We start from the raw sequence: 16,195 nt of genomic DNA, 5'->3' as shown, positions 1-16,195 counted from the left end.
TCGGTATGTACGCGGCCTGCTAGAGGCCTCTTCCGCCAGTTTCGATTGGGTTTTGTCTCCCGATCGCTCCGTTTCCCAAGTCAAATTCAGTCTCAAGTGACGCCGTCCTGGCCCCTCGCGGCCGATTCGCGTCCATCGATGGAGCCGGCTCGCGCAAAGCGGCCGGATGATGCCATGACCGCTCTGTCAAAGAAGCCCGCGGCGATCCGCGTGGTGCTGCCCTTCGTGTTCAGGCACTGGCTGAAGCAGCCGGGGCGGACGCTCGCCATCGTCACCGGCCTGCTGGGGGCGACCGCCGCCGACCTGTTCATGCCGGTGTTCTCGGGCCAGCTGGTCGATGCGCTGACGCGCGGGCCGTCCGACCCCGATGCGCGCCACGCCGCATTGGTCGCGTTCGCCGCCATCGTGGCGCTGGGCGCGACCTCGATGGTGCTGCGGCTTGCCGGCCTGCAGGCGATCGTGCCGTTCACGCTCAAGCTCATGTCCGAGATTGCGCAGGACGCCTTCACGCGCGTGCAGCGCTTCTCGACCGACTGGCACGCCAACTCCTTTGCCGGCTCGACCGTGCGCAAGATCACGCGCGGCATGTGGGCGCTCGACCTGCTCAACGACACCATCCTGCTGGCATTGCTGCCGTCGCTGGTCGTGCTGATCGGGTCGATGATCCTGCTCGGCGTGCACTGGGCTTCGCTCGGCGCGGTGATCGCCCTCGGTGCGGCGATCTATGTCACGATGACGGTGCTGTTCTCGACGCGCTACATCGCGCCGGCCGCTCGCGTCTCCAATGCATGGGACACCAAGGTCGGCGGCACGCTGGCGGACGCGCTGACCTGCAATGCGGTGGTGAAATCCTTTGGCGCCGAGACGCGAGAAGACGCGCGGCTCGGTCGCGTCATCAACCGCTGGCGCACGCGCGTGCGTCGCACCTGGTTCCGCTACAACTACACGGCCATGGCGCAGCTCTCGCTGCTGCTGTGCCTGCGCGCGTCGGTGATCGGCGGCTCGGTGCTGCTGTGGATGTACGGGCACGCCTCGCCCGGCGACGTCACCTATGTGCTGACGAGCTACTACGTCATCCACGCCTATTTGCGTGACGTCGGCATGCACATCAACAACCTCCAGCGATCGGTCAACGACATGGAGGAGCTGGTGGCGATCCATGACGAGCCGATCGGGATTGCGGACGCCGCGGGTGCGCGGCCGATCGTGATCGAGGGCGGCGAGATCGTGTTCGACGACGTCACGTTCCATTATGGCGGCCATCGCGCGCCGCTATACGACGGCCTGTCGGTCAGGATCCGCGCCGGCGAACGCGTCGGCCTCGTCGGCCGCTCCGGCTCCGGCAAGACCACGTTCGTCAAGCTGGTGCAGCGGCTCTACGACGTCACGGATGGTCGCGTGCTGATCGATGGGCAGGACATCGCGCAGGCGACGCAGCAATCGCTGCGCAGCCAGATCGCGATCGTGCAGCAGGAGCCGATCCTGTTCCACCGGACGCTCGCCGAGAACATCGCCTATGGCCGGCCCGGCGCCAGCCTCGATGCGATCGAGCAGGCCGCGCGGCTGGCGAATGCGCACGACTTCATCCTGCGCCTGCCGAAGGGCTACGGCACGCTGGTCGGCGAACGTGGCGTCAAGCTGTCGGGCGGCGAGCGGCAACGCGTGGCGCTGGCGCGCGCGTTCCTGGCGGATGCGCCGGTGCTGATCCTGGACGAGGCGACGTCGAGCCTCGATTCGGAATCGGAGGCGCTGATCCAGCAGGCGATGGAGCGTCTGATGAAGGGGCGCACCTCGATCGTGATCGCGCACCGGCTGTCTACGGTGAAGAGCCTCGACCGGATCCTGGTGTTCGACCGCGGCGAGATCGTCGAGCAGGGCACGCATGCTCTGCTCGCGAGCAAGTCAGGGGGCATCTATCGCGGCCTGTTCGAGCGCCAGGTGGTGGAGCTCGGGCGGATCGCAGCAGCGGAGTGAGAGGCGATATGGTTGACGCGGCCAGGCCAACACGACGGCATCTCAACGCTGATCAGAAGCGTGCGTTGAAAGCTGCGATCGTGTGCGTGTTCACGCAGCAATATGGCCGCAAGGCCCAACGCGGGGTCGAGCCGAACGACCGCCGCTACAGTCGCGAGATGGAGAGAAAGCTCAAGCAGTTGAAGCCGGAACGGCTCGATTTGCTGATGCGGGATGACGAAGACTAGGCAGCGGTTACAGGGCAGTTGTGGCGCCTGGCTGACGGGCAAATGCCCTGAGAGCCACGTCGCCAAGGATGGAATGACATGAAAGACCTGACGCACGGCTCTATCGCGAGACACATCCTGGCCATGGCACCGCCGATCATGGTCGGGATGATCTCGATCATGCTCTGCCAGCTGGTCGATCTGTACTTCGTCTCGGGTCTCGGCGATGCCGCTGTGGCAGGCGTCGCGGCGGCCGGCAATGCCGGATTCCTCATCAACGCGCTGATGCAGGTGCTCGGCGTCGGCACGGTGGCGCTGATCGCGCATGCCGTGGGACGCAAGGACCGGCCGGATGCCAACCTGATCTTCAACCAAGCGATTGCGCTATCGGTGCTGCTCGGCTTGCTGACGCTGGCGATGGGCGCGACGCTGTCGCGACCCTACATGCATTCGGTCGCGGCGGACCAGGCCACGGTCGAGGCGGGGACCATCTACCTGTTGTGGTTCATGCCCGCGCTGGCGCTGCAATTCGCGACGCAGGTGATCGGGTCCGCGCTGCGCGCGACCGGCATCGTGCGCCCCGTGATGCTGGTGCAGACGCTCGCGGTCGCGATCAACATTGCGCTGGCGCCGGTGCTGATCTCGGGCTGGGGCACGGGCTATGCGCTCGGCGTCGCCGGCGCGGGACTGGCGAGCTCGATCGCGGTCGCGATCGGCGTTCTGATATTGCTGGCCTATTTCCGCAAGGTGGAGCGCTACGTCGCCTTCAATGCGGCGCAATGGCGTCCGCAGCCGCGTCATCTGAAGCGCATCCTCGATGTCGGCCTGCCCGCCGGCGGCGAGTTCGCCATGATGTTCATCTTCATGGCCGTGGTCTATTACGTGCTGCGCGACTTCGGCGCGGCGGCGCAGGCGGGATTCGGCATCGGCCAGCGCGTGCTCGGCCTGATCCATATGCCGGCGCTGGCGGTTGCGCTGGCGGCCGGGCCGATCGCCGGCCAGAATTTCGGCGCCGGCAACGGCGCGCGCGTGCGGGACACGTTCGTCAAGTCGGCGCTGATCGTGACCATCGTGATGCTCGGCTTCATGGCCCTCGCGCAGTTGAAGCCGGATCTGCTGCTCGGCGGATTCTCCAACGACCAGGAGACGATGGAGATCGCCCGCCTGTTCCTGCGGATCATCTCGTTCAACATGGTGGCGCAGGGACTGATCTTCACCTGCTCGAGCATGTTCCAGGGCCTCGGCAACACCAGGCCGGTGCTGCTGAGCTCGGCGACGCGCGTGTTCACTTATTCGCTGCCGGCGATCCTGCTCTCGACCCGTCCGGGCTTCCGGATCGAGTATGTCTGGTACCTGTCGATCGCGGCGACCACGTTCCAGGCCGCCTTGAGCGTGTGGCTGCTGCGCCGCGAGTTCAGGAAACGGCTGCCGACGGTGCCGCAGCACGAGGCGGCGGAGCCGGTGGAAGCCGAGCCCGTTACGCCGCCTGCGCGCGCGCCGGCGTAGCGAGGCTTACCTCCGCCCCACGGCTCTTGCCTTTGCCGTGGGGCTATAGCGCGCCGATGCTATTCCAGACGAGTGTGAGACCCGACAGAAACAGCAGGCCAAGCACAACATCGCCGAAATGCTTGTCATTCAGCACGTGATAGACGCGTGCGCCGGCCCAGGCGCCGATGAGCGTGCCGGGAAAGGCGACGGCTGCCAGCCAGACCACCTTGAACGCGACGAGGCCGGATGCTGTCTGCAGCACCAATGCGGTGGCGAGTACCGTGAAATTGAAGAGCTGGAAGATGCCGCGCCGCTCATGCTTGTTCCAGCCGCGGATGTTGGCCCAGAGGATCGGCAGCGGGCCGGACAATCCGGCGAGCCCGCCCAGGATGCCGCCGGCAAAACCGATCGCGCCGTCGGCGATCCGGCCGCCGAACTTGATGGCGAGCGGCTTCTTGTTGAGATAGAGCGCCGTCGAAAAGATCAGCAGCAGCACGCCGACGCTCAGCTTGAACACCTTTGGATCGGCGGAGGCGACCATCATGGTCCCGAGCGGCACGCCGATCAGCCCTCCGATCAGGAACGGCCACACCAGCGAGAGATCAAAGCTCTTCCACATCGACGGCAACGTCGAGGTCTGCGCGATCACCGAGCAGATCAACACCAGCGGTACCGCGAGCGAGGGCGGCAGCACGTAGAGCCAGATCCCGAGCGCCATCAGCGCCGTGCCGAACCCCGCCAGTCCCGAGACGAAGCCGCCGGCCAATGCGCCGAACAGCAGCAGCGCGTAAGTGAGCGTTTCCAACGAATTATTCCTGCCGCAATGGGCGATCCCGAACTGTTGATCGCCATTGCCCGCATAGCACGCCTTCGGCCAGGCAGGTCAATTTCCAAACCGCACGCAAGCGTGATCCCTCGGGGCGCCCGGGGACGAGCGTTCGTGGCAGGCGCCCCTACATGATGGCCGTACTTCAATCCGGGGGCCCGCCCGACGCCGATATCGCCCTGAATCGCCTGTTCCCCGAACGAGATGGAAAATGACCATGACCCGCATGAATATTGCCGTTGCGGCCGCGCTGCTGTCCACCGCCGCCCTGACGCCGACATTGGCACAGGCGCAGTTTTCCGAGCCTGCGGCCTATCAGGCCGCGCATCCCGATCGCGACGTGCTCAATGGCGGCCAGCTCACGCCCGCGGGGCGCGCAGCCCGCGGCGAGGCAGTGGTCCCGAGCGAGGCCTATGCGGCTTATCCTGCAGCGGCTGCGCCGGTTGTTCGCCCGCGCCACCGCCGTCATCATCAATACCAATAAGTGTCTAAACGATCTGCCTGCTGTCGGCGGGCTTGTGGAGCGCGCCGACGAGGATGCGCAGCGCCTCCGTCAACTCGGCCCTGTTGCGCGCTGCGCCCAGCGAGACGCGCGCCGCATGCGGCGGTGTTCCGTCCACGGTGAAGGCGTCGCCGGCGACCACGGCGAGGCCATTTCGCAGCAGATGCGCCGCGACGTCGGGGCGGCCTTCGGGCAGCCGCAGCCAGAGATGGTGGGCGGCAGGCTTGGCCAGGAACTGAAACCCTTTCAGCACGCGCTGCGCGAGCTGCTGGCGGCCAATCGCCTCGTTGCGAATGGCGGTGATGATCCGGTCGGCAACGCCGCTCTCGATCCAATGCGTCGCCAGCGCGACCATGAGCGGCGCCGGCATCTGCACCGTTGCTTGCAGGGACGTCCGCATCTCCTGCTGCGCGGCGTTGTCGGGCGTCACGAGGTAAGCGACGCGCAGTGCGGGCGCGATGCACTTCGACAGCGTGGTTGCGAGATAAGTTCGTTCCGGAACGAGGTTCGCGATCGGCGATGCCGAGCGATCGAGCAGCCCGTAGGCATCGTCTTCGATCAGCATCGTATCGGCGTCGCGGATGATCCTGGCGATCGCGCTGCGCCGCTCCGGGAGAAGCGTCGCGGTGGTCGGATTGTGCAGCGTCGGAATCAGATAGACCGCCTTCGGCTTGTGGGCGCGGCAGGCTTTCGCCAGCGCATCGGGCAGGATGCCGCCGTCGTCCATGGCCACACTGATGAGCTTGACGCCGAGCCGCGCCGCGGCCGCCTTGATGCCGGGGAAGGTGAGGGCTTCCGTCAGCACGACATCGCCAGGCCGCGCAAGGTGCGCGAGCAGGTTGAACAGGATCGTCTGCGCGCCCGGGAAGATCACAAGCCTGTCGGCATGCGCGTGCGGGACGCGCGACCGCATCCAGCGCGCCGCGACCTCGCGCTCATGGGCGCTGCCGCCGGGCGGCTGATAATTGAGGAACGCGGTCAGGCCCGATTGGGCGCGGAGGGCTTCCATCCCGGCGATGATCCGCTCGTCGAGCTGCGCTTCGAGCGGATGCGGCGGCACGTTCATCGACAGGTCGATCGCGACGGGATGCGGCAGATCGACCGCGCGCCGCGCGCTGGTCTCCGACACGAACGATCCCTGGCCGACGCGGGCTTCCATGATGCCGCGGCGCCGCGCCTCGGTGTAGGCGCGCGTCACCGTGGTGAGGTCGATGCCGAGCGCCTTGGCCAGCGCGCGCTGGGTCGGCAATTGCTGTCCCCGCACCAGGCGGCCGGCGGCGATGTCGGCCTCCATCGCCTCGACGATGCGCTGGTAGCGTGGCCCGCTGAGCTCGGAGATTGTAGGAGTCCAATCCATGCAATTTAGGCCCATATCCTTTGAATGTATGGATACAAGATAGTATTGTATGGATCAGCAAAACGGAAGGGGTGTCGTCATGACGACCGGTTCAGTTTCCCTGGCGAATGCAATGTGGCGCGGATTTCGCGGCAAGTGTCCGAACTGCGGCGAAGGACATATGTTCGGGCGTTTCCTGAAGGTCGCTGACGCTTGCGATCATTGCGGCGAGGAGCTGTTCCACCAGCGCGCCGACGATTTCCCCGCCTATCTGGTGATGGTCGTGGTTGGCCACCTCGTGGTGCCGGCGATCCTCGCGATCGAGACGGCCTACGCGCCGCCGGTCTGGCTGCAGCTGGCAGTGTGGCTGCCGGTGACATTGTTTGCCTCGCTGGCGCTGCTGCAACCGACCAAGGGCGCCATCGTCGGCCTGCAATGGCAGCTCGGCATGCACGGCTTCGAGGCGGGCAAGCTGCGGCGCGAAGCCGGTCGGCTTGCGCCGGTCCTCGCAAAATCGAATACGCGCGCGGCCTGAAGCGGCTCCACGTTTACATCGTGCGCCCGGCCGCTACACTCCATCGTACAAACAAGAACGATGGAAACGCCAATGGCCGCACGCGCGAAGACCTTTCTGCTCTGTCATGGCGCCTGGTCCGGCGGATGGTCCTGGAAGAAGATGCATCCGCTGATGGCGGCGGCCGGTCATCGGCTCGTTGCGCCGACCTATACGGGGCTCGGCGAGCGCGCGCATCTCGCAAGTCCCTCGATTGATCTGAATACGCACATTCAGGACATCCTCAACGTCATCACGTTCGAGGACCTCAATGACATCGTGCTGCTCGGCCACAGCTATGGCGGCATGGTCGCGACCGGCGTCGCCGACCGCGCCCGCGAGCGGGTGACGCAACTGATCTATCTCGACGCCTTCGTGCCGCGCGACGGCCAGTCGCTGTTCGACCTCAACGAGGCCGGACGCGAGCCGATGCGCAAGGCGGCAAGCGCCGGCGACGGCTACCGCATCCCGCCGAACCCGCCGCCGCCGGATACGCCGCAGGCCGATCTCGACTGGCTCAACGCGCGACGGGTGGCGATGCCGATCAAATGCTTCGAGACACGATTGAAGCTCGCCCATGGCGAGCCGCCGATGCCGCGCAGCTACATCTATTGCACGCGCATCCCGCCGGGCGACACGTTCGGGCAATTCGCCAGGCGCACGAAGAGCGAGGAAGGCTGGCGCTATGTCGAGCTCGACGCCAGCCACGCGCCGAACGTGACGGCACCGGAGGCGTTGATGGCGGTGTTGGAAAGCGCGTCGTGATCAGGAAAGCCGAGGCGCGAGACGCCTCCAGTCTGGCGGCGGTGAGCATAGAAGTCTGGTTGAGCACCTATCTCCGCGAGGGGGTGAACGCATTTTTCGCGGACTACGTTCTCTCGGAGTTCACTGCGCAGAAGTTTCGGGACGCTGTCGGTGATCCCAATCTATCGATCTGGGTGTCGGAGAACCGGATAGGAATCGACGGTTTCGTGACGATTGGTTCGACGTCCACGCCGCCGCTGGCCAATTGCTCGCCGCTGGAAATCATGACCCTGTATGTCCAGCCAAGACACCAGTCGGGCGGAAGAGGCGTTGCACTTCTGCAGCGCGCCTTGGCTCATTGCCGGAGCATGGGTGGCGAACGCGTCTGGCTGAAGGTCAACGCGCAAAATGATCGCGCCATCGCCTTCTATCTGCGACACGGCTTCAAGAGGATCGGCTCCACGCATTTCGTGATTGCTGACAGTGCGTACGAGAACTTCGTTATGGAAGCTGACGTCCGGCGTGCCGTGGACTGAAGGCCGGGAGTGACAGTGCCGCAAATGGTGAGGGGCCCGATGCGCTAGCATCGAACCCCTCGTCACTTTCTTCTTCAAGCGAACCGGAAAACCACTTCGCTCGACGACGCTTTAGAATATCAGCCGGCCTGTAAGCCGGGTTCTGTAGGGCACCGCCTGCTTGCGCAAGCGATACGTGACGGCCATTCCTCTGGGACCATGTTTGCACATGGCCTCGAGCAACCTACCCGGACGGCGGGCCTGACATCGCCCCGCGGCGTTATCGCTTGCGCGAACAGCCCGCTACGCCGTCCCTATTCGGTTTTGCTCCCGGTGGGGTTTACCATGCCGGCTCCGTTGCCGGACCCGCGGTGCGCTCTTACCGCACCTTTTCACCCTTACCCCGCGAAGCCCGAAGGCGAAGCGGGGCGGTTCGTTCTCTGTGGCACTTTCCCTGGGGTCACCCCCGCCGGACGTTATCCGGCACCGCATGTCAAGGGAGCCCGGACTTTCCTCCCCGGCGGCCTTTCGGCAACCTGCCGGAGCGGCCGTCCGGCCGACTGACGGGGTTACGCATGGAGCATTTGTGACGGTTCCGTCAAGCCGGGATCGCCCCCACGCCGGCTTGGAAATAAATTATCCTGAAGATGTCGTTTGGAGCGTGGCCCGTTCGACTGGCTGTCGGCGAGGTAGCCGAACAACAGGAGTGAAGCGATGCAGTATCTGCTGATGATCTACCAGAACGAGGCCGAGTACGCGAAGATCGACACGGGAACGACCCAGAAGATGTCGGCGGAGTATGAGGCCTTTACGCAATCCATCATCCGCAACGGCAATTTCAAGGCCGGCGACCGGCTCCGCCCGACCACGACCGCGACCACGGTGCGCGTGCGCGATGGCAAGACGCTGACGACCGACGGTCCGTTCGCGGAAACGCGCGAGCAGCTCGGTGGCTACTATCTGATCGAGGCCAAAGATCTCGACGCCGCGATCGAGATCGCCGCGCGAATTCCGAGCGCCCGCGTCGGGTCGATCGAGGTGCGGCCGATCTGGGTGTATGAGAAGTGAGCAGTGTCGTTCCGGGGCGGCCTGAAAGGCCGAACCCGGAACCTCGAGATTCCGGGTTCGTGCTTTGCACGCCCCGGAATGACGTGCAAAGCGTCGACGCATGACTCCAAACGAGATCGACAAGATTTTCCGCGACGAGGCAGGGCGGGCGCTGGCCACGCTGATCCGCCTCGTCGGCGATTTCGATCTCGCCGAGGAGGCGTTGCAGGATGCGTTCGCCGTCGCACTCGAACGCTGGACGGTGGGCGAGGCGCCCGACAATCCGCGCGCCTGGCTCGTCAACGTCGCCAAGCACAAGGCGATCGATCGCGTCAGGCGCCAGGCCGTCTTCCGCGGCAAGCAGCAGGCGCTGGTGCACGAGCTCGAGCTGAACGCGCAAGTGGCCGACGAGCCGCCGGCGATGCTCGACGACGACATGCTGCGGCTGATCTTCACCTGCTGCCATCCCGCCTTCGCCGCCGAGGTCCAGGTCGCGCTGACGCTGCGCACCGTCTGCGGGCTCTCCACCGCCCAGGTCGCGCGCGCCTTCCTCGTCAGCGAGGAGGCGATGGCGCAGCGTCTCGTCCGCGCCAAGCAGAAGATCAGGTTGGCCGGCATCCCCTATGAGGTGCCGGAGCGCGACGCGCTGGCGCTGCGGCTCGATGGCGTGCTCGCCGTGATCTATCTCGTCTTCACCGAAGGCTATGTCGCCACCTCGGGCGCGGATTTGATGCGGCCGGATCTTGCGGTCGAAGCCATCCGGCTCGGCCGCCTGCTCGACGCCCTGATGTCGGGGCGCAGCGGCATCAAGGGCCTGCTCGCCCTGATGCTGCTGCACGATGCGCGGCGCGCCGGGCGCGAGACGGCGGCCGGCGACATCGTGCTGCTGGAAGAGCAGGACCGCACGCTGTGGGATCGCGCGCAGATCGAGGCGGGCCTGCGTCTGGTGGACGATGCCTTGCGCATGCCCGGCCGGCCGCAAGCCTATGCGGTGCAGGCCGCGATCGCCGCGCTGCATGCGCGGGCGCCGAGCTTCGAGGCGACCGACTGGCCGCAGATCGCCGGGCTCTACGAGGTGCTGCTGCGTCTCAACCCGTCGCCGGTGATCGAGCTCAATCATGCTGCGGCGGTGTCGATGGTCGACGGCCCCGCACGCGCGCTCGATCTCGTCGATGCGATCACCGCGCGCGGCGGGCTCGACGGCTACGAGCTGCTGCCCGCGGTGCGCGCGGATCTGTTGCGGCGGCTGAGCCGAAAGGAGGAGGCGCGCGCGGCCTATCGTGCGGCGACGGCGACGACGCAGCTCGAGCCGTTGCGGCGGCTCTATGCGCGGCGGATGAGGGAGATGGGCTAGATGCCGAGCGCGCTTTGGTATGCGAACAGGGCGGGCGCGCCGCCCGTGTGCAGGAAAATGACGTCCTCGTCGTTGCGCCAACGCCCCTGGCGGATCATCGCGATCAGGCCCGCCAGCCCTTTGCCCGAATAGACGGGGTCAAGCACGAGCGCCTCGGATCGTCCCGCAAGCCGGATGGCTTCTATCGTGGCCTCGTGCGGCACCCCATAGGCTGGTCCGGCATGGCCGGCGACCACTTCCACGATGGCATCGTCGAAACCGACGCCGAGCAGATCCGCCGCCTGTCGCGCAAGGGCGACCACGTCGGAGCGGACCCGCGCGGGCTCCGCATCGATATCGATTCCGACGATGCGCGTGTCCGGCATGGCTGCGGCTGCGCCGATGACGAGACCGGCCTGCGTGCCGGCGCTTCCGGTGCAATGCACGATCGCGGCCGGCTTGAACCCCAACCGCGCCGCCTGCTGCTCGATCTCGCAGATCGTCGTGGCGTAAGCGACTGCGCCGAGTGCGTTCGAAACGCCGTAAGGCACGAAATACGGCTTGCGCCCTTGCGCCTGGAGATCGTCGACGAGCGCGCGGATGGCGGCATTGCGATCGCCGGTCCAGGGCACGTCATGCAGTTGCGCGCCGAACAGCCGGTTGAGAAAGGCGTTGCCCGAGGTCTCGTATTCCGGCGTCGGCGGCGCAAGCCGGCCGTGATAGACGGCCAGATGACAGGGCAGGCCAAGCTTGGCGGCAACCGCCGCGACCTGCCGCTGGCTATTCGATTGCACGACGCCGCCCGAGACGATCGTATCGGCGCCGTTTGAGACGGCATCGTGCAGGACGTAGTCGAGCTTGCGCAGCTTGTTGCCGCCGAAGCCGAGCCCGGTCGCGTCGTCGCGTTTGATCCACAGCCGCGGCCCGCCGAGATGGGCCGTCAGCCGCTTCATCGGTTCGAGCGGCGTGGGAAGATCGGCGAGGCCCAGGCGCGGAAAAGCGGCGAGGCGGTCAATCAGCAGCTTGCGATCAATCTGCATCGTGTCGTTCGTCCTGCATCCCGCCGGTCGTCGGACAATAGCCCGGCGGTGGGAGTTGCAGCGACGACCGTCCGATCACTTTCGAGCGAACTGCGGGAATGGAATTCTTGTCGCGACGAAGCGCAAGAGCCTTACTTCGACGCGACCGCCGTTCCTTCCGCGGGCAGGCTTGCCAGCAGCGCCTGCAAGGTCGAGAGCGTGGAATGGTCGGCGACGCCGTCCAGCCGCGCCGGGCGGAAGTGGCGCTGGAAGGCGGTGACGACCTCCATGGTCGCGGCGTCGTATTTGCCGGTCAGCGGCACGCCATAGCCGTATTTTGCGAGCGCCTGCTGCATGCTCAGCACCGCGTCGCTGATGGTGCCGAGCATCAGGGTCTCGCCGCGCACGACCGGCGCAGGCGTCACCCAATGTCCGACGCCGGAATTGGCCAGCGAATGCCACGGAAACTTTTCGCCGGGATCCTTCTTGCGCGCGGGCGCGACGTCGGAATGGCCGAGCACCCGGTGCGCGGGCACCTTGCGGCGGAGCATGATGCCGCGGCACAGCGCGATCACGGCGGCGATCTGGCGCAGCGGGTACTCCGGATAGCCCCAGTCGTGGCCGCGATTGATGATCTCGATGCCGATCGAGCAGGAGTTGATGTCGTCCTCGCCGGCCCAGGACGAGACGCCGGCATGCCAGGCGCGCTTGGCCTCGGACACGCATTGCACGATGCGGCCGTCCTCCAGCACGACATAATGCGCCGACACTTCGGTGCCCGCCGTGCACAGCCGCGCCAGCGCGCCCTCGACGTCGGGCATGCCGGTGTAGTGCAGCAGGATCATGTCCGGCTGCCGTCCCTTGTTGCGCTCGCCGTAATTGGGCGACGGGATGATGTCGGAGACGATCGAGGAATCCGGCTCGAACGTCCGCATGCTCGCCGCGGCCTTGGGAACCGGGAGAACGCGCTGACGCTTCGAATCAGACGGTGTGGACGAACCGGACGGCATGACAGCTCAAATCGGACGAGAGTGGGCCAAGCCCTTCTCTTTACTATTCCTTTACCCTCCGCCGGACGCAATCGCGCGACGAGGTTAACGGATGCATTTTGCGCCGGTGTGTGGATGACGCATCACCGGCACGTCACCTTTTCGAGTTGTCGCCACCCGATCAACGCTTTCTTAACGCTAAGGGCCGTTACTGAGGGATGAAGAGCCGACCCGCGTCCGGAGGCGGCCAAAGCGTATTTTGGCTCGAAATCCCATGGCTGCCCGACAAATTCCGCTGGGAACTCTGGGTTTGCCGCCCAGGACGACCGGGCTCGGTAACCATGTTGGACTGGGGCTTGGGCGTGGAACCGCCGCGACGCGGAATCATTCGAGGCATTATGGGCTGGTTCGCCCCCGATCAGGCGCGGTCGTTCGGCAGGCCTTGTGCTGGAAGGCGCGGCCCATGAGCTCCGCTCCTCACATTCCCGTGCTCGGCCGCGAGGCGATCGATCATCTCGCCCCGCGCGACGGCGGTATCTACGTCGACGCCACCTTCGGCGCCGGCGGCTACAGCCGCGCCATTCTCGACGTGCCGGGAACCCGCCTCATCGCCATCGACCGCGACCGCACCGCGATTGCGGGTGGGGCCGAGCTGGTCGAGCGGTCTGCCGGACGGCTGACGCTGGTCGAGGACCGCTTCTCCAACCTCGCCGAGGTCTGCACAGCGCAGGGCGTCGATGGTGTGGACGGCGTCGTGATGGATGTCGGGGTGTCCTCGATGCAGCTCGACCAGGCCGGCCGCGGCTTTTCCTTCCGCCTCGACGGTCCGCTCGACATGCGCATGGCGCAGACCGGGCCGACCGCGGCCGACGTCGTCGCGCGCGCCTCGGAAGGCGATCTCGCCGACGTCATCTATCTCTTCGGCGAGGAGCGGCAGTCGCGCCGCATCGCACGCGCCATCGTCGCGGATCGCCAGGAGACGCCGTTCACGACGACGCGCGCGCTCGCCGATCTCATCGGCCGGATCGTGCGCTCGAAGCCCGGCGACATCCATCCGGCGACGCGGACGTTCCAGGCCCTGCGCATCCTGGTCAACGAAGAGCTCGACGAGCTCCAGACCGCGCTCGCGGCAGCCGAGCGCGTGCTCAAGCCCGGCGGCCGTCTCGTCGTCGTCTCGTTCCATTCGCTGGAAGACCGCATCGTCAAGAATTTCCTGGGCGAACGTTCCAAAACCGGCGGCGGCTCGCGTCACCTGCCGGAGGTGGCGCAGACTGCGCCGAGCTTCCAGCTGCTGACGCGGCGGCCCGTGATTGCCGGCGACGAGGAAGTCGCAAACAATCCGCGCGCGCGGTCCGCCAAGCTGCGCGCCGCCGAGCGCACGTCGGCGCCCGCGCATCGCGACGACGAGCAATCGTCCTGGCCGAGGCTTGCCGACGTGATGAGGGGAGGCTAGCGCATGCGCATCATCCACCTCCTCGTCATCGGTGCGCTGATCTTCGCGGCGGCCTATGTCTACCGGATCAAGATGGACTCCACCGCGCGCACCGAGAAGGTGCTGCGGCTGCACGCGGAGATCCGCGAGCAGCGCGACGCGATCGCGGCGCTGCGCTCCGAATGGGCCAAGCTCGATGCGCCCTTGCGCCTGCAGGGCCTGTCCGAGCGGCACCTGCCGCTCAAGCCGGTCAACGGCACGCAATATGACTCGCTGAAGAATCTGCCCGAGCGTCCGCCGCGGATGTTCAGACCCGGCGAGCCCGATCCGATCGGGGCCATGCTCAACACCATCGAAGCCGCGAGCGATCCTGACACCGTAACGGGCTCCGTGCCTCAGCCCGAGGACAAGCAATGAGCCCGGCGCCCGCAAAACCCACCGAAAAGCCGACCGAACCCTGGCGGCAGCGGCTGATCCGCAGCCTGCTCTACGGGCGCAATGTCGATCGCGCCGCCAAGGCGCGGGCGCGCGTCGGCCTTGCCATGCTCGCCTTCACCTCGGTCTACGTCCTGATCGGCGGCCGGCTCGTGATGTTCGCGATCGGTGCCGACGCCCACAGTGCGCGCCGCGCGGCGTCGCAGGAGGTGGTTGCGACCGCGCGGCCCGACATCGTCGACCGCAACGGCGCCATCCTTGCGACCGACGTCAAGGCGGCGAGCCTGTTCGGCGAGCCGCGCCGCATCATCGACAAGGACGAGGCGATCGAGCTTCTGACCGCCACCGTGCCCGACCTCGACGAGGCCGAGGTGCGCGAGCGGCTGAGGACGCGCAAGGGTTTCGTCTGGCTCAAGCGCGAGGTCACGGCGAAGCAGCAGCAGGACATCCACAAGCTCGGCATTCCCGGCATCGGCTTCCTGCGCGAGAACAAGCGCGTCTACCCGACCGGCAACGAGGTCGCCCACCTCATCGGTCTCGTCAACATCGACAACCAGGGCATCGCCGGCATGGAGAAGTGGCTCGACAATCAGGGCCTCGCCGATCTCCACCGCGCCGGGTTTGCCACCGACCGGCTGCAGAAGCCGATCGAGCTGTCGATCGATTTGCGCGTCGAGCACGCGCTGCGCGACGAGTTGCTCAAGGCCAAGGAGAAGTACCACACCAAGGCCGCCTCCGGCATCGTCTCCAACGTCAAGACCGGCGAGATCGTCGCGATGGTCTCGCTTCCGGACTTCGACCCGAACAATCCGAAGGAAGCGCACGACCCCGACCGCATCAACCGCCTGACGACGGGCGTCTACGAGATGGGCTCGACCTTCAAGGCGTTCACGCTGGCGATGGCGCTCGATTCCGGAAAGATCAATCTGAACACGTCGTGGGATGCGCGCGGAAACCTGCACTACGGCAAGTTCACCATCCACGACAGCCACCCGCTCGGACGCTTCATCAACACCAAGGAAGTGTTCACCTACTCGTCCAACATCGGCGCTGCGCGGATCGCGCTCGGCCAGGGCGTCGAGGCGCACAAGGCGTTCCTCGGCAAGATGGGTCAGTTGACGCGGCTGCGCACCGAACTGCCGGAGAGCGCGGCGCCGCTGGTGCCTCGGCGCTGGGGCGAGCTGAATACCGTGACCATCGCTTTCGGCCAGGGCATGTCGGTGGCGCCGCTGCAGGCGGTGATGGGCATCAACTCGCTGGTGAACGGCGGCTATCTGATTCCGCCGACCTTCATGAAACGCACCCCCGAGGAGGCCGCGGCGCTGGCCAAGAAGGTGATCAAGACGGAGACCAGCGACAAGATGCGGTTCCTGATGCGGCTCAACGCCGAGATCGGCACCGCCAAGACAGCCGACGTGAAGGGCTACTATGTCGGCGGCAAGACCGGCACGTCGGAAAAGGTCATCAACGGCCGCTATGCCAAGAAGCGCGTGCTCAACTCCTTCACCGCGATCATGCCCTGCGACGATCCGAAATATCAGATCCTGATCATGCTGGACGAGCCGCAGGCGATCCCCGAAACCAAGGGTTTCATCACCTCGGGCTGGAACGCGGTGCCGACCGGCGGCAAGGTGATCGAACGCATCGCGCCGCTGCTGGGCGTCGAGCCGCGGTTCGACCTGCCGCCGTCCGAACGCCTTATTCTTGCAGCATCCCGGACAACCCAGTAATCAACTGGAGTGGCCATCGCCGGTGCTGATTCGGCTTTTCCTGACGATTCGGCTTCCCCGGCGCGG

16 protein-coding genes and 1 other RNA gene are annotated in these 16,195 nt (G+C 66.2%); 12 read left to right on the top strand and 5 right to left on the bottom strand.

The features are described 5' to 3' along the window. Positions 1 to 174: 174 nt before the first annotated feature. From JQ617_RS12545 to JQ617_RS12535, 3 genes are all read left to right on the top strand, one after another. The gene (locus JQ617_RS12545; RefSeq protein WP_212026560.1) at positions 175 to 1,974 is read left to right on the top strand and encodes an ABC transporter ATP-binding protein; all 1,800 of its coding nucleotides are present in this window, start codon (positions 175 to 177) and stop codon (positions 1,972 to 1,974) included. An 8-nt stretch (positions 1,975 to 1,982) separates the two neighbouring features. After that, entirely contained in the window at positions 1,983 to 2,201 is a 219-nt protein-coding gene (locus JQ617_RS12540) for a hypothetical protein (protein WP_212026559.1), read from the top strand. A gap of 78 nt (positions 2,202 to 2,279) precedes the next feature. After that, entirely contained in the window at positions 2,280 to 3,686 is a 1,407-nt protein-coding gene (locus JQ617_RS12535; RefSeq protein WP_212026558.1) for an MATE family efflux transporter, read from the top strand. A gap of 43 nt (positions 3,687 to 3,729) precedes the next feature. Here the strand turns inward: JQ617_RS12535 and JQ617_RS12530 are convergent, their stop codons facing one another. Further along, complete coding sequence (locus tag JQ617_RS12530) at positions 3,730 to 4,473, bottom strand: sulfite exporter TauE/SafE family protein (RefSeq protein ID WP_212026557.1); 744 nt, start codon at positions 4,471 to 4,473, stop codon at positions 3,730 to 3,732. Positions 4,474 to 4,711: 238 nt separating this feature from the next. Between JQ617_RS12530 and JQ617_RS12525 the strand changes: the two genes are divergently transcribed. Further along, positions 4,712 to 4,978 carry a hypothetical protein gene (locus JQ617_RS12525; RefSeq protein ID WP_212026821.1) on the top strand — a complete coding sequence of 89 codons (267 nt, stop codon included), beginning with the start codon at positions 4,712 to 4,714 and terminating at the stop codon, positions 4,976 to 4,978. Between the two features lie 4 nt (positions 4,979 to 4,982). Here JQ617_RS12525 and JQ617_RS12520 read toward each other — a convergent pair whose 3' ends face one another. Beyond that, on the bottom strand, positions 4,983 to 6,353 hold the full coding sequence (locus JQ617_RS12520) for an aminotransferase-like domain-containing protein (RefSeq protein WP_212026556.1): 1,371 nt from the start codon (positions 6,351 to 6,353) through the stop codon (positions 4,983 to 4,985). A gap of 49 nt (positions 6,354 to 6,402) precedes the next feature. On the opposite strand from JQ617_RS12520, the gene JQ617_RS12515 reads away from it, so the two are divergent. The 3 genes from JQ617_RS12515 (at position 6,403) to JQ617_RS12510 (ending at position 8,165) form a co-directional block, all read left to right on the top strand. Continuing rightward, the gene (locus JQ617_RS12515; RefSeq protein WP_212026555.1) at positions 6,403 to 6,867 is read left to right on the top strand and encodes a DUF983 domain-containing protein; all 465 of its coding nucleotides are present in this window, start codon (positions 6,403 to 6,405) and stop codon (positions 6,865 to 6,867) included. Between the two features lie 72 nt (positions 6,868 to 6,939). Then, positions 6,940 to 7,650, top strand: coding sequence for an alpha/beta fold hydrolase (locus tag JQ617_RS39950; RefSeq protein ID WP_249156968.1), 711 nt, complete (start codon positions 6,940 to 6,942; stop codon positions 7,648 to 7,650). Then, positions 7,647 to 8,165 (top strand): GNAT family N-acetyltransferase, encoded by a 519-nt coding sequence (locus JQ617_RS12510; protein WP_349630609.1) that lies wholly within the window; start codon positions 7,647 to 7,649, stop codon positions 8,163 to 8,165. The genes JQ617_RS39950 and JQ617_RS12510 overlap by 4 nt, the downstream gene beginning before the upstream one ends. A 115-nt stretch (positions 8,166 to 8,280) precedes the next feature. Here the strand turns inward: JQ617_RS12510 and rnpB are convergent. Beyond that, positions 8,281 to 8,708: RNase P RNA component class A (gene rnpB / locus JQ617_RS12505), an RNA gene on the bottom strand. Positions 8,709 to 8,858: 150 nt separating this feature from the next. On the opposite strand from rnpB, the gene JQ617_RS12500 reads away from it, so the two are divergent. After that, positions 8,859 to 9,212 carry a YciI family protein gene (locus tag JQ617_RS12500; protein WP_212026553.1) on the top strand — a complete coding sequence of 118 codons (354 nt, stop codon included), beginning with the start codon at positions 8,859 to 8,861 and terminating at the stop codon, positions 9,210 to 9,212. 100 nt (positions 9,213 to 9,312) lie between these two features. Then, positions 9,313 to 10,545 (top strand): RNA polymerase sigma factor, encoded by a 1,233-nt coding sequence (locus JQ617_RS12495; RefSeq protein ID WP_212026552.1) that lies wholly within the window; start codon positions 9,313 to 9,315, stop codon positions 10,543 to 10,545. Here the strand turns inward: JQ617_RS12495 and JQ617_RS12490 are convergent. Both JQ617_RS12490 and JQ617_RS12485 read right to left on the bottom strand, forming a co-directional pair. Then, the gene (locus JQ617_RS12490) at positions 10,542 to 11,564 is read right to left on the bottom strand and encodes a D-cysteine desulfhydrase family protein (protein ID WP_212026551.1); all 1,023 of its coding nucleotides are present in this window, start codon (positions 11,562 to 11,564) and stop codon (positions 10,542 to 10,544) included. The genes JQ617_RS12495 and JQ617_RS12490 overlap by 4 nt on opposite strands. A 131-nt stretch (positions 11,565 to 11,695) precedes the next feature. Beyond that, the gene (locus JQ617_RS12485) at positions 11,696 to 12,553 is read right to left on the bottom strand and encodes an N-acetylmuramoyl-L-alanine amidase (protein ID WP_212026550.1); all 858 of its coding nucleotides are present in this window, start codon (positions 12,551 to 12,553) and stop codon (positions 11,696 to 11,698) included. A 442-nt stretch (positions 12,554 to 12,995) separates the two neighbouring features. Between JQ617_RS12485 and rsmH the strand changes: the two genes are divergently transcribed. Genes rsmH through JQ617_RS12470 form a run of 3 tightly spaced genes read left to right on the top strand, consistent with a single transcriptional unit; the run spans position 12,996 to position 16,129 of the window. Then, positions 12,996 to 13,985: a 16S rRNA (cytosine(1402)-N(4))-methyltransferase RsmH gene (gene rsmH / locus JQ617_RS12480; RefSeq protein WP_212026549.1), complete on the top strand. Its 990-nt coding sequence runs from the start codon at positions 12,996 to 12,998 to the stop codon at positions 13,983 to 13,985. A gap of 3 nt (positions 13,986 to 13,988) precedes the next feature. After that, entirely contained in the window at positions 13,989 to 14,381 is a 393-nt protein-coding gene (gene ftsL, locus JQ617_RS12475) for a cell division protein FtsL (protein ID WP_063689346.1), read from the top strand. Continuing rightward, positions 14,378 to 16,129, top strand: coding sequence for a peptidoglycan D,D-transpeptidase FtsI family protein (locus JQ617_RS12470; RefSeq protein WP_212026548.1), 1,752 nt, complete (start codon positions 14,378 to 14,380; stop codon positions 16,127 to 16,129). Before ftsL ends, JQ617_RS12470 begins: the two co-directional genes overlap by 4 nt. Positions 16,130 to 16,195 lie beyond the last annotated feature (66 nt).

This window comes from Bradyrhizobium sp. KB893862 SZCCT0404, assembly GCF_018130885.1.
Classification (GTDB): domain Bacteria; phylum Pseudomonadota; class Alphaproteobacteria; order Rhizobiales; family Xanthobacteraceae; genus Bradyrhizobium; species Bradyrhizobium stylosanthis.
This window is presented reverse-complemented; position numbering and strand designations above follow the sequence as displayed.

What these genes read in the sequence shown, in the direction of transcription:
- JQ617_RS12545 (WP_212026560.1), top strand. Translation starts at nt 175, where the DNA reads ATGACCGCTCTGTCAAAGAAGCCCGCGGCGATCCGCGTGGTGCTGCCC.
- JQ617_RS12540 (WP_212026559.1), top strand. Translation starts at nt 1,983, where the DNA reads ATGGTTGACGCGGCCAGGCCAACACGACGGCATCTCAACGCTGATCAG.
- JQ617_RS12535 (WP_212026558.1), top strand. Translation starts at nt 2,280, where the DNA reads ATGAAAGACCTGACGCACGGCTCTATCGCGAGACACATCCTGGCCATG.
- JQ617_RS12525 (WP_212026821.1), top strand. Translation starts at nt 4,712, where the DNA reads ATGACCCGCATGAATATTGCCGTTGCGGCCGCGCTGCTGTCCACCGCC.
- JQ617_RS12520 (WP_212026556.1), bottom strand. Translation starts at nt 6,353, where the DNA reads ATGGATTGGACTCCTACAATCTCCGAGCTCAGCGGGCCACGCTACCAG.
- JQ617_RS12515 (WP_212026555.1), top strand. Translation starts at nt 6,403, where the DNA reads ATGGATCAGCAAAACGGAAGGGGTGTCGTCATGACGACCGGTTCAGTT.
- JQ617_RS39950 (WP_249156968.1), top strand. Translation starts at nt 6,940, where the DNA reads ATGGCCGCACGCGCGAAGACCTTTCTGCTCTGTCATGGCGCCTGGTCC.
- JQ617_RS12500 (WP_212026553.1), top strand. Translation starts at nt 8,859, where the DNA reads ATGCAGTATCTGCTGATGATCTACCAGAACGAGGCCGAGTACGCGAAG.
- JQ617_RS12495 (WP_212026552.1), top strand. Translation starts at nt 9,313, where the DNA reads ATGACTCCAAACGAGATCGACAAGATTTTCCGCGACGAGGCAGGGCGG.
- JQ617_RS12490 (WP_212026551.1), bottom strand. Translation starts at nt 11,564, where the DNA reads ATGCAGATTGATCGCAAGCTGCTGATTGACCGCCTCGCCGCTTTTCCG.
- JQ617_RS12485 (WP_212026550.1), bottom strand. Translation starts at nt 12,553, where the DNA reads ATGCCGTCCGGTTCGTCCACACCGTCTGATTCGAAGCGTCAGCGCGTT.
- rsmH (WP_212026549.1), top strand. Translation starts at nt 12,996, where the DNA reads ATGAGCTCCGCTCCTCACATTCCCGTGCTCGGCCGCGAGGCGATCGAT.
- ftsL (WP_063689346.1), top strand. Translation starts at nt 13,989, where the DNA reads ATGCGCATCATCCACCTCCTCGTCATCGGTGCGCTGATCTTCGCGGCG.
- JQ617_RS12470 (WP_212026548.1), top strand. Translation starts at nt 14,378, where the DNA reads ATGAGCCCGGCGCCCGCAAAACCCACCGAAAAGCCGACCGAACCCTGG.